Here is a 14,132-nt window from a genome sequence, read left to right as displayed (position 1 = left end):
GAAGTCTTCGACGGGGCACTATTAGAAGCTCTTAAATCGCGGTCGGCGGGCCGTTCTTAGGATCAGACTGGCTGGGTTCGACTTGCATGGGTAGAGTCGGACCCGCGCTGCGACGCGGCGCAAACGTGCTGCCTTCGCCACTGATCCGGCGCAATTCCTTGATGATTTCCTGACGATCGCGAGCTCCGTAATCACGGGCGAAGCGAGTCAACGCTTCGGTCAGGATTTCATGGTGGTGAACATTTTCCAGTCCCGGTTCGCGGGTGATGTTCAGCCACAAGCGGTGGAGCAGCAGAACATCCTCGTTCATCATGGTCGGCGTGTGTGGACCGATACGGAAGGAATCCACCTTACCTTCGGGATGAACGATTTGCAGCACAAACTGGCGCTTCGGTTCCGGCAGGCCTTCCCAGGATTGTCCCAGCGCCAAAGCTTGCTCCGCAGGCAGCATCTTGCTGGACAGGCCCAGCACGACCGCCGAGGAGTCGAGATTGTTGGCCGTCTGTACGATCGCAGACCAGACGTCGGCGGCCGGAACCACTAGCAATGACACGTGTTTTCCGACGCTCTCCGCTACTGACACAGCGCGCGTAAACAGCGTCTGCTCGTAGTCACTGAAAATCTGTTCCATGGAAAGGTCGTAGGCGGCCGCGCCAAACCGGCTGACTCGCGCCGACATCACGACTACATCCTGCTCCCGGGTGTCGATCCGCTCCAGAGCCCAGCGCAGGTGAGCCAGCGTGTTGTAATCGCGCACGGGAACCAGCACATTGCCCCGGCGAATGTTGAGCGACGCGCGCTCGACCGTGTCACTCTGCAGGAGTTGGAACTGGTCTTTCATCGTCTTCTGCGCCAGCGCGGACTTGCGATTGTTCACACGCTCGGACACGCTGAAGACCACAAAGAACACAACCGCAAACGAAACTCCAGCCACCGTCGCGACCGACTTCGTGAACAGGTTCACGATTGCGGTTGCGAGCAATACCAAAAACACCGAAGCCAGGCCAATCGGGAATTCCCGTCCGCCAATCGTGATATTCGGCGGCACTTTCCAGCCACGCTCGCCTTTGTATTTAAAGCGCAGAACCAGCATGGCCAGGCTGTTAAACGTAAAGCTCCAGATCACGCCGAACGCGTACGCTTCGCCGAGGACGTAGACATCTCCCCGGCTCGCCAGGATGGTCAAAATCTGGAGAACGACCACCATGTTGATAATGCGGGAACTGGTGCCGTACTTGCGATGAGGAAAGCGGAACCAGTCGGCCAGAACTCCGTCTTCCGAAACCCGGTTCAAGACGCCATTGGATCCGATGATTGCGGTGTTGACCGCACCCGAAAGAATCAGGAAGCCGACGACCACAACAAACGCCCGGAACAGCAGGCGCAGGATTTCCGGCCCGTACAAATGCATGGCCAGTCCGGCAATCAGGTTGTCCTTGTAAACGGGGACTCGGACCGCGTCCGGAATCAGCATGACCGACAGAAGGGCGGTCAGTCCGGTGAATACGAAACTATAGATCGCGATGACGATCGCGGCCTTTTTCAGGTTCTTCAGCTTCGGATGTGCCAGTTCACGATTGACCTGAGCCAGCGATTCCTCGCCGCTCATGGCAAGCACGGAGTGCCCGAATGCCATCAGGATTCCGAGTATGCCGAACATCTTCGCCAGGCCCTGCTCCGGGAAGCTGCTTTTCAGGAAGCCAAGCGATTCCTTGCTGAAATGGAGATTCTCGGGCGTTGGCAGAGGTACGGACTGATACCCGGATTTGACCAGCGTGAAGGCCGACCAGCCGAGCAGAATGACCACCATCACGGTTGTGATCTGCATGACCTGCAGCGCCCGTTCGCTCGACTCGTGGATGCCCTTGATGTTTTCGTGCCAGTAATAAATCGTGACAACCAGCGCCAGCACGACCGAGGTCCAGTTGACGTTGATGTGCGGAGTACCGTGGAAAATTGTGTGGACGGCGCGCGGGATCCAGCCGTGCGCGTCGGCGGTGACCAGGGTATCGTTCACCAGTCCGGCAATATATTGGCCGGCGGATACTCCCGAGATCGGCCCGGTCAGGATGTAGTCGAACATCAGCGCAGAAACGCTGACCTTGGCGAGAGTTCCGCCTAAAGCCTCTTTTACGACTCGATAAACGCCGCCCCGGACAAACATCGAGCAGCTCTCGACATACACCGCTCGTACCGTAAACGAGAACAGCATGACGCCCACGATGAACCAGGCTGCTGATTTTCCGACGGCCTGTTCGGCGATGCCGCATGCATAAAAGGCGGAAGAGCCAAGGTCGTTGAGCACGATCGCAGCCGCGCGCCAGTAGGAGATGAACGTCAGCATCACCGACGTGGCGACTACGATTCGAACCCGGTTTGAGCCCGGGGATGTAGGCAGGTTGGGAGTCGACATGCTAAATCAGGATGGCCCTCAGGAGGGTTTTTCCTCCTTCAAATCCATGCCAAAGAGCGTCTCCAAGTTCTCGATGCCGCTGAGTACCGGGACTACGAACGAGCCGAGCAATCCGAGAAGGCACATTCCTTCTGAAAAAAGTGCGATGTGTTCGACCCGCAAAGGCATGAGTACAACATGGTATCTGATACTCGCTCTGGAGAACAGGCTTCCGCTCAGAGGTGGCTCAGAAATGGGAACGAATTTGCTATTCTTGCGGCGTGCGAAAGATCCACTCCAGCGCGTGGCTTCTGGTTCTGCTGTCAGCGATTCTGCAGATTATAGTTTTTCCCTTGCCCGGGTTGTTCTGGCTTTCCTGGATCGCAGTGGCGCCCCTACTGATTGCCCTGCGCCGTACCCAGACGCCCGGTAGCCTGCAAGTGGATGCTTCCGTGCGGCTCGAACCCGCCAGCCCCTGGCAGGCATTCCTGATGTGTTACACCTGCGGCACTTTGTGGTACCTCGGAACCTGCTACTGGATTTTCGATACCATGCGCCACTATGGCGGATTGCCGATCCCGCTCGCACTGCTGGTGCTGCTGGCTGCCTGCATGTACATGGGCACCTATCACGGAGTGTTCGGACTGCTTCTCGCACACTCCGCGGGCAACAAAGTCTTGCAGCGCCGCGCGCTGGCCGTGGCCCCGTTCCTGTGGGTCGCAATCGAGTTGGCGCGGACACGGATCTCGGCGTATCCATGGGAATTGCTCGGCTACACGCAAACCAACAATGCAGCGCTCGCCCGCGTGACAACGCTGGTGGGAGTCTACGGACTGTCGTTTGAAATCATGCTGGTAAACAGCGTGTTCGCCGCTGCGTTCCTGGTGCCGAAAGATCGTCGAAAGTGGCTTCTGGCAGCGGCTTTTGCATCAGCGAGTGTATTGCAGGCTGGACAATTGATATCGCCGCCGCCCGTTTCCACCGACCATACAGCCCTTCTTGTGCAGCAGAACATTCCGGCGGAATCGACCTGGACGACCGACTATTTTCAAGGGACGCTGCGGGACTTGTCGTGGATCAGCCTGCATCCTCCCGGCGGAAAAGAAGGCCAGCATTACGACTTGATCGTCTGGCCCGAGTCGCCCTCGCCATTCCTGTTGAACGACCCCAATTTTCGACGACCCGTCGAGGAACTGGCGCGTCAAAGCCAGTCCTGGCTGCTGGTTGGCAGTATAGGCGTGCAAAATGCATCGATGTCGTTCGAACATCGTAGTGAAGTCTTCAATTCCGCCGGATTGATTAACCCGTCCGGAGAACTGGCCGCCCGCTACGACAAGACTCATCTCGTACCTTTCGGCGAATACATTCCATTCCAGCGCCTTCTCCCGTTCATGAATATGTTGACCGACCAGATCGGCAACTTCGCCTGGGGGCACTCCCGGGAGCCGCTGGAGGCAGGCGGGCAAAAGCTGGGAATCGCGATCTGCTACGAATCAATTTTTCCCGACGAAGTCCGCGAATACGTGCAGCGTGGAGCCGACGTCCTGATCAATCTGACCAACGACGGCTGGTACGGCGACAGCGGCGCCTGGAAACAGCATCTTGAAATGACGCAGATGAGGGCCATCGAAAATGGCCGCTGGATGCTGGTTGCAACGAATACCGGCAAGACCGCCTCGGTCGATCCTTATGGCCGGATCGTGGCCGCCACGGGCCGTAAATTCCGTACGACTCTTTCCGCACCCTACAGCCTGCTTTCGAGTACCACGTTCTACACGCGGCATGGGGATTGGTTCGCGGTTCTCTGTGCGATAATTTCTTTAGGCGCAATCCCAGCGCGTTTTGTTTTTCGCAAATATGAGCGACAACCTTCTAGCTGAACTCGAGCAGCAATACACCGCACTCAAAAGCAAAGTCCACGACCTTCGGGAGTATCTTTGACGCCGGTAAACTGCGCCCGCAGTTAGCCGAAATCGAAAAGCAGGCGGCTGACCCGAGTCTGTGGTCGAATCCCGCGAAATCCCAACAAGTGATGCGGGAACGCAAGCGCCTGGAAGGCATGTTGTCCCTGGAAAGCGATCTGGCGCGGCGCACCGATGATATCGGCGCGTATTTTGATCTTGCCGGCGAAGGCGAAAACGTCACCAGCGAATTGCAGCGCGACCTGACGAGCCTGACCGAACTTGTCGACCGCGTAGAAACTGAAACGCTGCTTTCCGGCGACAACGATGGACGCAACGCCATCGTGACCATCCATCCGGGTGCGGGCGGTACGGAGTCCCAGGACTGGGCGCAGATCCTGCTGCGTATGTATCTGCGATGGGCTGAGCAGCAGGGCTTTCAGACGGAAATGTACGACGAGCAGCCCGGCGAAGAAGCGGGCATCAAGTCCGCGACCTTCGTGGTCAACGGCCAGTATGCCTTCGGCTACCTTTCCAGCGAAATCGGAGTACACCGCCTCGTCCGCATTTCACCTTTCGACCAGGCAAAGCGGCGCCATACTTCGTTTGCCAGCGTCTTTGTGTCGCCGGAAATTGATGACAGCATCGAAGTCATCATCAAGCCGGACGATATTCGTATCGATACCTATCGCTCCAGCGGCAAGGGCGGCCAGCACGTCAACACAACCGATTCGGCGGTGCGGATTACGCACATCCCTACGGGACTTGTTGCCAGTTGCCAGAACGAACGCTCCCAGCATAAGAACAAAGAAAAGGCGATGAGCATGCTGCGTTCAAAAATCTACGAATTCGAAATGGAGAAGAAGCGCGCAGTAACCAAGAAAATTGAAGACTCCAAACTCGATATCGGTTTCGGATCGCAAATCCGCTCTTATGTCCTGCAACCGTACCGCCTGATCAAAGATCACCGGACGAAGTTCGAAGTCGGCGACGTAGACCGTGTACTGGACGGCAATTTGAGGCCGTTCATGCAGGCGTACCTGCGCATGCGGAGAGGTGAAAAAACAACATGAAACCTGGCGCCCCCAAGCCGCCACACTTAGGCCCGCGTCTGCAGAAGGCATTTCGCTATGCTGCCGATAAGCATGCAGGACAGACTCGCAAACAAACTGCCGTGCCCTATCTGTCGCATCTGATGGCGGTTGCGTCGTTGGTAATGGAAAGCGGCGGCGACGAGGATATGGCCATCGCAGCACTCCTGCACGATGTGGTGGAAGACTGTGGCGGCATGCCGAGGCTGCGCGAGGTTCATAAAATGTTTGGCGGCCGTGTAGCGAAGATTGTCGAAGGCTGCACGGATTCGTTCTCCGATCCGAAACTGCCGTGGATCGTCCGCAAGAGCGAATATCTATCCCGGCTGAAGAGCGAAGACGCCGAAACCCGCCTGGTCTCAGCTTCCGACAAGTTGCATAACGTTCGCACCATCATTGCCGACTATCGCTACGACGGGGAGTCCATCTGGAAACGTTTCAGCGGCGGCCGTGACGGCACGCTCTGGTACTATCGCGCCTTGAATGAAGAATTTCAGCGCCGCAAAGCGAATCGGACCACCCGTCAGCTGGCGATTGTCGTGTGCGAACTGGAAATGATGGCCGGGGTAAAACCGCCCCGAGCCGCCCGAAAGCGGCGCGCAGCAAGGGTTCAGGACAAACGAGGGAGATGAATCATGCAGCATCGGATGATTGATCTGGTCCGCAAATCGCAGATGTCATCGCAAATGATGCAGGCGGCGGCGCGCGGTGCGCTCTCTGTACAGCCCGCCGAGATGATGGAAATTCTCGTCCACCTCGCCCTCCACAACAAGGTATTTGCGGAACAGGCGCGTATGACCCTGGCTGGCTGGGATGAAAATGCATCAACATCGGTTGCCGCCGACCCGAATACCAGCGCTGAGGTTTTGGGATACCTGGTGTCGCCGAAGAACCTTCGTCCGGTAACGCTGCCGGCGCTATTGAAGAATCCCGCGGTCCCACAAAAGTCGCTATTGGAAGTAGCCGGCACAGGTGCTCGTTGGGTGGTCGAGGCGCTGCTTGCCGACGAGACCTTCAAGAAATCAACTGCGCTCATGACGGCGCTGCAAAGCAATCCGCGGGTTCGGGCCAATGAACTGGCAGCACTCGTCAATCCCGGACAAGGCGCGTCCGCCACAGCGCCCGCGACGCCTCCCGTGGAAGCCGTTGCGCCGGTTGAGACGGCGGCTGCGAATCCAGAAGCTGGGGCGGCTCCGATTGTGGATCCCTCAATTCCTGCGGACGACTCCGAAGGCGTGAACGAACCCGCCGTTGAGCAGGCGATTGTGGACTACCTGAAGCAAAATCAATCCGAATTGGCTGCGGCAGGCGATAAGCCGTTTGAAGCAGTCGTTGTGCAGGAGGGAACTGGCATCGAGGGTGGAACCGCAACCGCACCAGTACCGGAAGCTCCCGCGACTCCTGCATCGCCGAGTGCCGCCGGCATCAAGGCAGGCAGAAAGCCGATCGTGGCACTGGGGGACACCAAGCGTGACAGCACGCTCCAGAAGATCTCCAAGCTCGACATTACGGGGCGCATTGCGCTGGCGATGCGCGGCAGCAAAGAAGAGCGATCCATCCTAATCCGCGATAGCACCAAACTGGTGGCACTGGCGGTACTCGATTCTCCGAAAGTCTCCGACGGCGAGGTAGAAAAATTCGCACTCCAGAAGAATGTACTGGAGGCGGTCTTGCGCGCCATACCCATGCGCCGCCGCTTCATGAAGAACTACACGATCGTGCGCAATCTGGTGTTCAATCCACGCACGCCGCTGGATATCTCGCTCGGCCTCATGAAGAACCTGTTGATTCACGATTTGAAGAATCTGTCGGGGAACAAAGAAGTGTCCGACACGGTTCGCAAGCTTGCCTTGCGGATGTTCAAACAGAAAATGGAGAAGGGTGGCAAAGACTAATTTCTGCCAGCTGCAACCAGTGAGCGTGCTCTCTTGAAGCAACCAGACGCCATCTACGAATTGCTGTCCCGGGTCAAAACCATTGCCGTCGTGGGACAGTCCGATAGTGCGATGCGCCCGAGCCATGGCGTTTCTGCGTACATGCAATCGCAGGGATACAAAATCATTCCCGTGAACCCGCACATTTCCGAGGCGTTGGGAGAAATAGCCTATCCGTCCCTGTTCGATGTCCCCGGCAAGATTGATCTCGTCGACGTTTTTCGACGTCCAGAATATGTGGATGAGATTGTTGAGCAAGCCATCCAGTTGAAGATTCCCGCGATCTGGCTTCAGGAAGATGTGATCAACGAACAGGCCGCTGAAAAGGCCCGCCAGGCGGGGATTTTCGTCGTAATGGACCGTTGCATTCTGAAAGAGCACCGTGCCCGATTCCGATAATCAGGATCACAACTTAGCTCGTCAATTTTGCAGCCGCAGCCTCGTCCAGCATCCAAACCAACCGACCTTCGGGCTCAATTTGCTGTGCAGGATAGGGAGGCCTGTGATGGCCTTCCAGGATTTCGCGAACCATATCCGCTTTTTCGGGTCCGCTCGAAAGGAACATGACGTCGGTCGTGTGGTTCAAAACCGGGAACGTGAAGGTGATGCGGTGGGTCTTGAACTTCTCCACCCAGTTCGCGATCACCAGACGGGAACGTTCCTTCAATCCATCTGAGCCGGGAAACAGGGAAGCCGTGTGGCCGTCGGGTCCAAGTCCCAGCAGGATCAGGTCGAAGTGCGGAAACTCTCCCGGTGTCAATTTGAAGAAGCTGCGCAATTGCTTTTCATAATCCGATGCCGCCATCGCTGCTTCCGGGTCCTCGGCCTGAACGCGATACACATTCTTGGCGGGGATCGATACCTTTGAAAGCAACGCTTCGTTCACCATGCGATAGTTGCTGTCGTGGTGGTCGGGTGGCACGTGGCGCTCGTCGCCAAAGAAGAGGAAAGTCTTCTTCCATGCAAAGTCGGCATGCTCTTTAGCGAGCAGTGAATAGAGAGTTCGGGGAGTCGAACCGCCGGAGAGAGCCACCGTAAAGCGTCCGCGTTCGGCGATGGCGGCGCGGCCAATGCGAACGAATTCTTTCGCGGCAGCTTCGAAGAGTTCGGCAGGCGCGGGAAGTACTTCGATGATCCGAATGCACGTCATACGTTCTGAGGATGCTCCTGGCTAGAGTGGCTGGCGCATTATTTCTCGAAATTTCTCCACGCCCGGCCATCGCGCTCCAGCAATTCGTCCGCGTCTTTCGGTCCCCACGCGCCCGACGGATAGTTCGGGAAATTGCGCGGAGGCAACGCTTTCCATACATCGAGCACAGGAGTGACGATGCTCCATCCCGCCTCAACCATATCGGCACGCTGAAATAGCGTAGCGTCGCCAATCATGCAATCGTGGAGCAGGCGTTCGTATCCAGTGGCGGTGGTCTCGCCAAAGTAGTCGGCGTATTTGAAGTCCATATCGACTTCGCCCAGATTCATTGCGGGGCCGGGTGTCTTGGCCGCAAAACGCAGTGAGATGCCTTCCTCGGGCTGAATGTGCATGACGAGTTGATTCGGCATCAGGTCTTCCACCTGCGTCTCCCGGAACAGCACGAACGGAGCGCGCCGGAATTCGATCACCACATGGGTATTGCGGCTCGCCATGCGCTTGCCGGTGCGCAGGAAGAAGGGAACTCCCGCCCAGCGCCAGTTGTCGATCAGCAGCTTCATGGCGACGTAGGTCTCAGCCTTGGAGTCGGCGGGAACGCCGGGTTCCGAACGGTATGCAGGCAGACGCTGACCGTTGACTACACCATCTCCATACTGCCCGCGGACGGTTTTGCTGAGCACGTCTTCGGAAGTGAACGGCTGGATCGCGTGCAGGATTTTGGCTTGTTCGTCGCGCACCGCGTTCGCTTCGAACGAAATCGGAGGCTCCATCGTCGTGAGCGTGATCAGCTGCATGATGTGGTTCGGCACCATGTCACGCAGAGCTCCCGCCGTATCGTAGTAACCGCCGCGGCCTTCCACGCCCACTGTTTCGGCCACGGAAATCTGCACGTTGTCGATGTAGCGGCGATTCCAGATGGGTTCGAAGATTCCGTTCGCAAACCGAAACGCCAGGATGTTTTGGACCGTTTCCTTGCCCAGATAATGATCAATGCGGTAGATCTGGTGCTCGGAGGCGAACTTGAGAAGATTCTGATTCAGCGTTCGCGCCGACTCCAAGTCGTGGCCAAACGGCTTTTCAACAATCACGCGCCGCCACTGGCCGTTCTCTTCTTTCATCAGATCCACTTTGGCCAGGCTCTGCACGATCTCGCAAAAGTAGTTCGGCGCTGTCGCCAGGTAGAAAAAGACGTTGCCATGCGTGGAATGGTCCTTCTCCACCTTCGTGAGTTCCTGCTTCAGCCGGTCATAGGTTGCAGGATCGTCGAAGTTTCCCGACACGTAGTGCAAGTGCCGGACAAACCATTCCCACAAATCGGGATCAACCGGGCCGGTCGCGAACTGCTTGAAGTCCTCGGAAAGCTTCTTGCGTGCCTCATCGTTGGTCATGGGAGTGCGTCCGACTCCGATGATGGCGAACTCCCGCGACAGCAATTGCTGGCTGGCCAGGTTGTAAAGCGCGGGAATCAGTTTCCGGCGCGTGAGGTCGCCAGTCGCGCCAAAAATCACCATCACGCAGGGATCGGCCACGCGTCCAACGCGCGGTTTTGCTGAAGTCGGTGCCGCTTCGGTCAAAGCCATGTTTGTCCTGTCAGGGGAGTTTGCGAGCGCCCCTTACGCTTTCTTCGGTTGTGCTTTCGGCTCGACGTGTCCGCCGAATTTCTGGCGCATCGCAGAAAGTATCTTTTCTGCAAACGTATGTTCCTGGCGAGAGCGGAAGCGCGTGAACAACGACGCAGTCAGTACTTCCGCAGGAACGGATTCTTCGATGGCTGCCTGGATCGTCCAGCGGCCTTCGCCCGAATCCTGCACAAATCCGCTGTATTCAGAGAGCGTCGGATTTTCCGCCAAGGCAATGGCGGTGAGGTCGAGCAGCCATGAACTGACCACACTGCCCCGTCGCCAGACTTCCGCGATATCCGCCAGATTCAGGTCGTAGCGAATTTCTTCGGGAAGGTCCTTGCTGGTCGCGTTCTTGAAAATGTCGAAGCCTTCGGCATAGGCCTGCATCATGCCGTACTCGATACCGTTGTGCACCATCTTCACAAAGTGTCCCGCGCCGGACGGTCCGCAATGGATATAGCCATCCTCCGACGTGCCGCCCATCTTCTCGCGGCCCGGAGTACGCGGAATGTCGCCGCGTCCGGGAGCCAGCGTCTTAAAGATCGGGTCGAGGCGTTTTACAGCACCGTCAGGCCCGCCGATCATCATGCAATAGCCGCGTTCAAGTCCCCAGACGCCGCCACTGGTCCCTACATCCACATAATCGACACCTTTTGCCTTGCAGATCAGCGAACGTCGCACATCATCCTTAAAGTAGGAGTTACCGCCGTCAATGACGACGTCTCCCGGTTGCATGTACTGCAGGAGCGACTGCACCGTGTTCTCGGTTGGCCCGCCTGCGGGCACCATCACCCAGACTGCGCGGGGAGCGCTCAATTGGCTGACCAGGTCCTGGAGCGAGGTCGATCCAGAGGCTCCTTCGCCGGCCAGTTGCTTGACCGCTTCGGAACTGAGATCGGAAACGACCAGCTTGTGTCCACCGCGCAGCAGTCGCCGCGTCATGTTGGCGCCCATGCGCCCCAGCCCTACCATTCCTAATTGCATGCCATGCTCCTTATTTTCGGAAACACAGAAAACGTTCAAGACACCAAAATCTGAATGTAGAGACACGGCTTGCCGCATCTCTGTCGCAACGAAGATGAGGCAAGCCGAGCCTCTACGCTGCACTTACGCTAGAACTTGTTTTACTAACTCCGCCAACTTGCTGAGCCCTGTTTTCACATCCGGACCGAGATGGATCCGCAGCGCTCTCCGATTGCGCTCAGCAAGCACGGCAAAGTCGCCGCGAGCCTGTGCCGCTTTCACAATACCGAATGTGAATTTCTGTCCGGGCACCTGCAAATCCTGGGCATCATCACATGTGATCTGCAGTACGACTCCGCTGTTTGGGCCGCCTTTGTATGCCTGACCCGTCGAGTGCAGAAAACGTGGTCCAAAGCCCAAACAAGTCGCCACGCGCTTGCGGTCGCGGACGGCCGTTCGTAGTTCCTGCAGTATCGCCTCGTGCTCCGCATTCATCTCTACGTAGCCGAGTACCGCGAAATAATCGCCCGCGCCCAGGCGAGCCAGGTGCGCTTTCAGATAATTCTTCACTGACTTGTCAGAGCCAGTTGCGATTGCCAACGCATCCGCATTCTTTTGATCAGTGAAGAGTTTGAAGCCGGCGTCTTCGAGGATTGGCGTTTCGGTTGGAAGTGAACCGCTCGTCTCATATTGCGTGGTCAGTTTCTTGGTCTCGATCTTGCTGGCTTCGACGTCGGGCTGGTTGAACGCATTGATGCCGAGGATTGATCCGGCAACGGCGGTCGCAATTTCCCAGCGGAAGAATTCCTGGCCAAGGTTATAGGTGTCGGTCATGGTGATGTGAACGACGGGATGCCCTGCTTTTTCCAGTGCGGCGACCTTGGCGTCCTGGGCCGCGTCCGGCGCAGTTTCCAGTCGAACGTAGGCGAAGATACGGTCTTTGCCATACACCGCCGGTGCAGCCAGTGCTTCGCGATCCACTGGGATGATGCCCTTGCCTAGTTTGCCGGTTGACTCCGCAATCAATTGCTCGAGCCAAGCGCCGAGATCGAAAATACCGGGCGACGTGATAACCGTGATCTTGTCGCGTCCCATCTTCGCGGCCGTGCCCAGAATCAGGCCCAGCACCACTCCGGGATTTTCTGCGACAGGAACGTTTGCCTTGCAAGCCTTAACCATCTGCTCGGTGCGATTGAGGAACTTCTCCGTATCAAGTCCCATCGCAGCGGCTGGCACCATGCCGAAGTTCGAAAGAGCCGAATAGCGGCCGCCGATCGTAGGAAGCCCGTAGAAGATGTGACGGAAGCGGTCGCGCTCCGCGACCTGCTGCATTTTCGACCCTGGATCGGTGATCGCGATGAAGCGGTCTCCTGCCTTGTCCGCACCCAGTACCTGCTTCACGCGTTCGAAGAAATACTGCTTGTAGATGTTCGGTTCGAGCGTGCTACCCGATTTACTGGAGACTATGAAGAGAGTCTTGGCCAGATCGATCTTGGCTTCGGTGTGCCGGATCTGCGCCGGATCAACGGAATCGAGGACGTGAAGCTTCGGAAAACCAGGCTGCTGGCCGAATGTAAGCGCCAGGACCTCCGGACAGAGGCTGGATCCGCCCATGCCGAGAAGGAGAATGTCACGGAAGCCGCCGCTCTTGATTTCGGCGCCGAGTTCTTTCAACTTGCCGACATTGGCCAGTTGTTGCTCAGTGATGTCGAGCCATCCCAGCCAGGCTGCTTCGTCTTCGCCCGTCCAGAGTGTCTGGTCGTGATCCCACAGACGCTTTACTTTGTTGCCGGATTGCCAGTCGCTAAGGTTTTTTTTTACGGCACCGTCAAGGTCGGCGGGCAGTGTAGCGGTCTGAGCGTTGGTCTTCGCCCCACCGCCCTTGCTGTTCTTCTCGACTGCGTCAAGTAAAAGCTTGAAGGGGTCGGCGAAAAGCTTTACAGCGTCCGTGATGAGCTTTTCCGTGACTTCTTTCATTGAAATGCCGACTGCAGCCAGATCGGCCATGGTTTGGCGCGCTGCCGGAATATTCTCGGTCAAGCTCAAACGCACTTTGCCGTGATCTCGAAATGCGTCGAGCGTCGCGGGAGGCACGGTGTTTACTGTGTCCGGCCCAATCAGTTCTTCGATGTACATGACATCGCGATATGCCGGGTTCTTGGTGCTTGTGCTTGCCCACAATACGCGCTGTGTCTGGCCTCCCTTGGCAGCGAGTGCTTTCCAGCGTGGAGTGGAGAAGATCTTCTGGTAGGCCTCGTAGGTCAGCTTGGCGTTCGCGATTGCGACCTTGCCGAGGATCCCTTGCAGCTTGGCTTTCCGCGCGGGATCGGTTTCTTTCTTGATTTGTTCGTTGAGCAGCGAGTCCACCAGCGAATCAATGCGGCTGATAAAGAAGCTGGCCACGCTGGCTACTCTGCTGACATCGCCGCCGCCGGCCGAATAGATTTCCAGCGCATCGACATACGTCTGCGCGACTTCCTCATACACGCTCTGGGCAAAGAGCAGAGTGATATTAATGTTGATGCCCTCGCTCAGCATCTGGCGAATGGCAAGAATCCCCGCGGGTGTGGCGGGAATCTTGATCATCACGTTCTCTCGGGCAACCGCTCGCCACAGACGGCGCGCTTCTTCGATCGTCCCTTGCGTGTCGTTGGCCAGGTACGGAGAAACTTCCAGGCTGACGTAGCCATCCCGGCGTTTCGTGCTTTGGTATACCGGCCGCAGAAAGTCAGCGGCGTCCTGAATGTCGCGGAGAGCGAGCAGTTCGTAGCGACCCTTGGCGTCGAGGTCGGTGCGATTCGCAAGCGAGTCGAGAAAATCCTGGTAGAGCGTGCTGCCGACAATGGCCTTTTCAAAAATCGCCGGATTCGAGGTCATGCCTGCGAGCCCATCTTCGTCAATCAGGCGCTTGAGTTCGCCGCCGGTCATCAGATCGCGGCGGATGTAGTCCAGCCAGATCGACTGGCCGAGCCCCTGCAGCTGTTTCAACGGGTTGACGGCTTTGCTCGTTTCCAAAGTTCCAACAGGATTCATGACCTCTCCTCACGACTACTCATGTCCCGACCAGATTCGCCGATGG

10 protein-coding genes are annotated in these 14,132 nt (G+C 57.4%); 5 read left to right on the top strand and 5 right to left on the bottom strand.

Annotation, left to right across the window (positions count from 1 at the left end; all coding sequences use genetic code 11):
- Positions 1 to 31 precede the first annotated feature (31 nt).
- Entirely contained in the window at positions 32 to 2,344 is a 2,313-nt protein-coding gene (locus HY010_02920; protein ID MBI3474658.1) for an APC family permease, read from the bottom strand.
- Between the two features lie 434 nt (positions 2,345 to 2,778).
- On the opposite strand from HY010_02920, the gene lnt reads away from it, so the two are divergent.
- From lnt to HY010_02895, 5 genes are all read left to right on the top strand, one after another.
- The gene (gene lnt, locus HY010_02915; protein MBI3474657.1) at positions 2,779 to 4,272 is read left to right on the top strand and encodes an apolipoprotein N-acyltransferase; all 1,494 of its coding nucleotides are present in this window, start codon (positions 2,779 to 2,781) and stop codon (positions 4,270 to 4,272) included.
- Positions 4,250 to 5,366, top strand: a protein-coding gene (gene prfB / locus HY010_02910; GenBank protein MBI3474656.1) for a peptide chain release factor 2 whose coding sequence is annotated in 2 segments (ribosomal slippage) — positions 4,250 to 4,327 and positions 4,329 to 5,366 — 1,116 coding nt in all. Because the reading frame shifts where the segments join, the coding sequence is not laid out codon by codon here. Before lnt ends, prfB begins: the two co-directional genes overlap by 23 nt.
- Complete coding sequence (locus HY010_02905; GenBank protein ID MBI3474655.1) at positions 5,363 to 6,016, top strand: HD domain-containing protein; 654 nt, start codon at positions 5,363 to 5,365, stop codon at positions 6,014 to 6,016. Before prfB ends, HY010_02905 begins: the two co-directional genes overlap by 4 nt.
- A gap of 3 nt (positions 6,017 to 6,019) precedes the next feature.
- Complete coding sequence (locus HY010_02900) at positions 6,020 to 7,279, top strand: hypothetical protein (protein ID MBI3474654.1); 1,260 nt, start codon at positions 6,020 to 6,022, stop codon at positions 7,277 to 7,279.
- 33 nt (positions 7,280 to 7,312) lie between these two features.
- Positions 7,313 to 7,717 (top strand): CoA-binding protein, encoded by a 405-nt coding sequence (locus HY010_02895; GenBank protein MBI3474653.1) that lies wholly within the window; start codon positions 7,313 to 7,315, stop codon positions 7,715 to 7,717.
- A gap of 13 nt (positions 7,718 to 7,730) precedes the next feature.
- Here HY010_02895 and pgl read toward each other — a convergent pair whose 3' ends face one another.
- From pgl to HY010_02875, 4 genes are all read right to left on the bottom strand, one after another.
- On the bottom strand, positions 7,731 to 8,468 hold the full coding sequence (gene pgl / locus HY010_02890; GenBank protein ID MBI3474652.1) for a 6-phosphogluconolactonase: 738 nt from the start codon (positions 8,466 to 8,468) through the stop codon (positions 7,731 to 7,733).
- A gap of 38 nt (positions 8,469 to 8,506) precedes the next feature.
- Positions 8,507 to 10,048, bottom strand: a complete 1,542-nt coding sequence (locus tag HY010_02885) for a glucose-6-phosphate dehydrogenase (GenBank protein MBI3474651.1) — start codon at positions 10,046 to 10,048, stop codon at positions 8,507 to 8,509.
- 33 nt (positions 10,049 to 10,081) lie between these two features.
- Entirely contained in the window at positions 10,082 to 11,074 is a 993-nt protein-coding gene (gene gnd, locus HY010_02880) for a decarboxylating 6-phosphogluconate dehydrogenase (GenBank protein MBI3474650.1), read from the bottom strand.
- 123 nt (positions 11,075 to 11,197) lie between these two features.
- Positions 11,198 to 14,086, bottom strand: a complete 2,889-nt coding sequence (locus HY010_02875) for a bifunctional transaldolase/phosoglucose isomerase (protein ID MBI3474649.1) — start codon at positions 14,084 to 14,086, stop codon at positions 11,198 to 11,200.
- Between the last annotated feature and the right edge of the window lie 46 nt (positions 14,087 to 14,132).

This window comes from Acidobacteriota bacterium (genome assembly GCA_016196065.1).
Classification (GTDB): Bacteria; Acidobacteriota; Terriglobia; order Terriglobales; family Acidobacteriaceae; genus Acidiflorens.
Note: the sequence above shows the minus strand (reverse complement) of the source record. Positions and strands in the feature narration are given on the sequence as shown.

Coding starts and splice junctions, on each gene's coding strand:
- HY010_02875 (MBI3474649.1), bottom strand. CDS start 14,086: ATGAATCCTGTTGGAACTTTGGAAACGAGCAAAGCCGTCAACCCGTTG.
- HY010_02900 (MBI3474654.1), top strand. CDS start 6,020: ATGCAGCATCGGATGATTGATCTGGTCCGCAAATCGCAGATGTCATCG.
- HY010_02905 (MBI3474655.1), top strand. CDS start 5,363: ATGAAACCTGGCGCCCCCAAGCCGCCACACTTAGGCCCGCGTCTGCAG.
- HY010_02885 (MBI3474651.1), bottom strand. CDS start 10,048: ATGGCTTTGACCGAAGCGGCACCGACTTCAGCAAAACCGCGCGTTGGA.
- HY010_02920 (MBI3474658.1), bottom strand. CDS start 2,344: ATGCTGACGTTCATCTCCTACTGGCGCGCGGCTGCGATCGTGCTCAAC.
- pgl (MBI3474652.1), bottom strand. CDS start 8,468: ATGACGTGCATTCGGATCATCGAAGTACTTCCCGCGCCTGCCGAACTC.
- gnd (MBI3474650.1), bottom strand. CDS start 11,074: ATGCAATTAGGAATGGTAGGGCTGGGGCGCATGGGCGCCAACATGACG.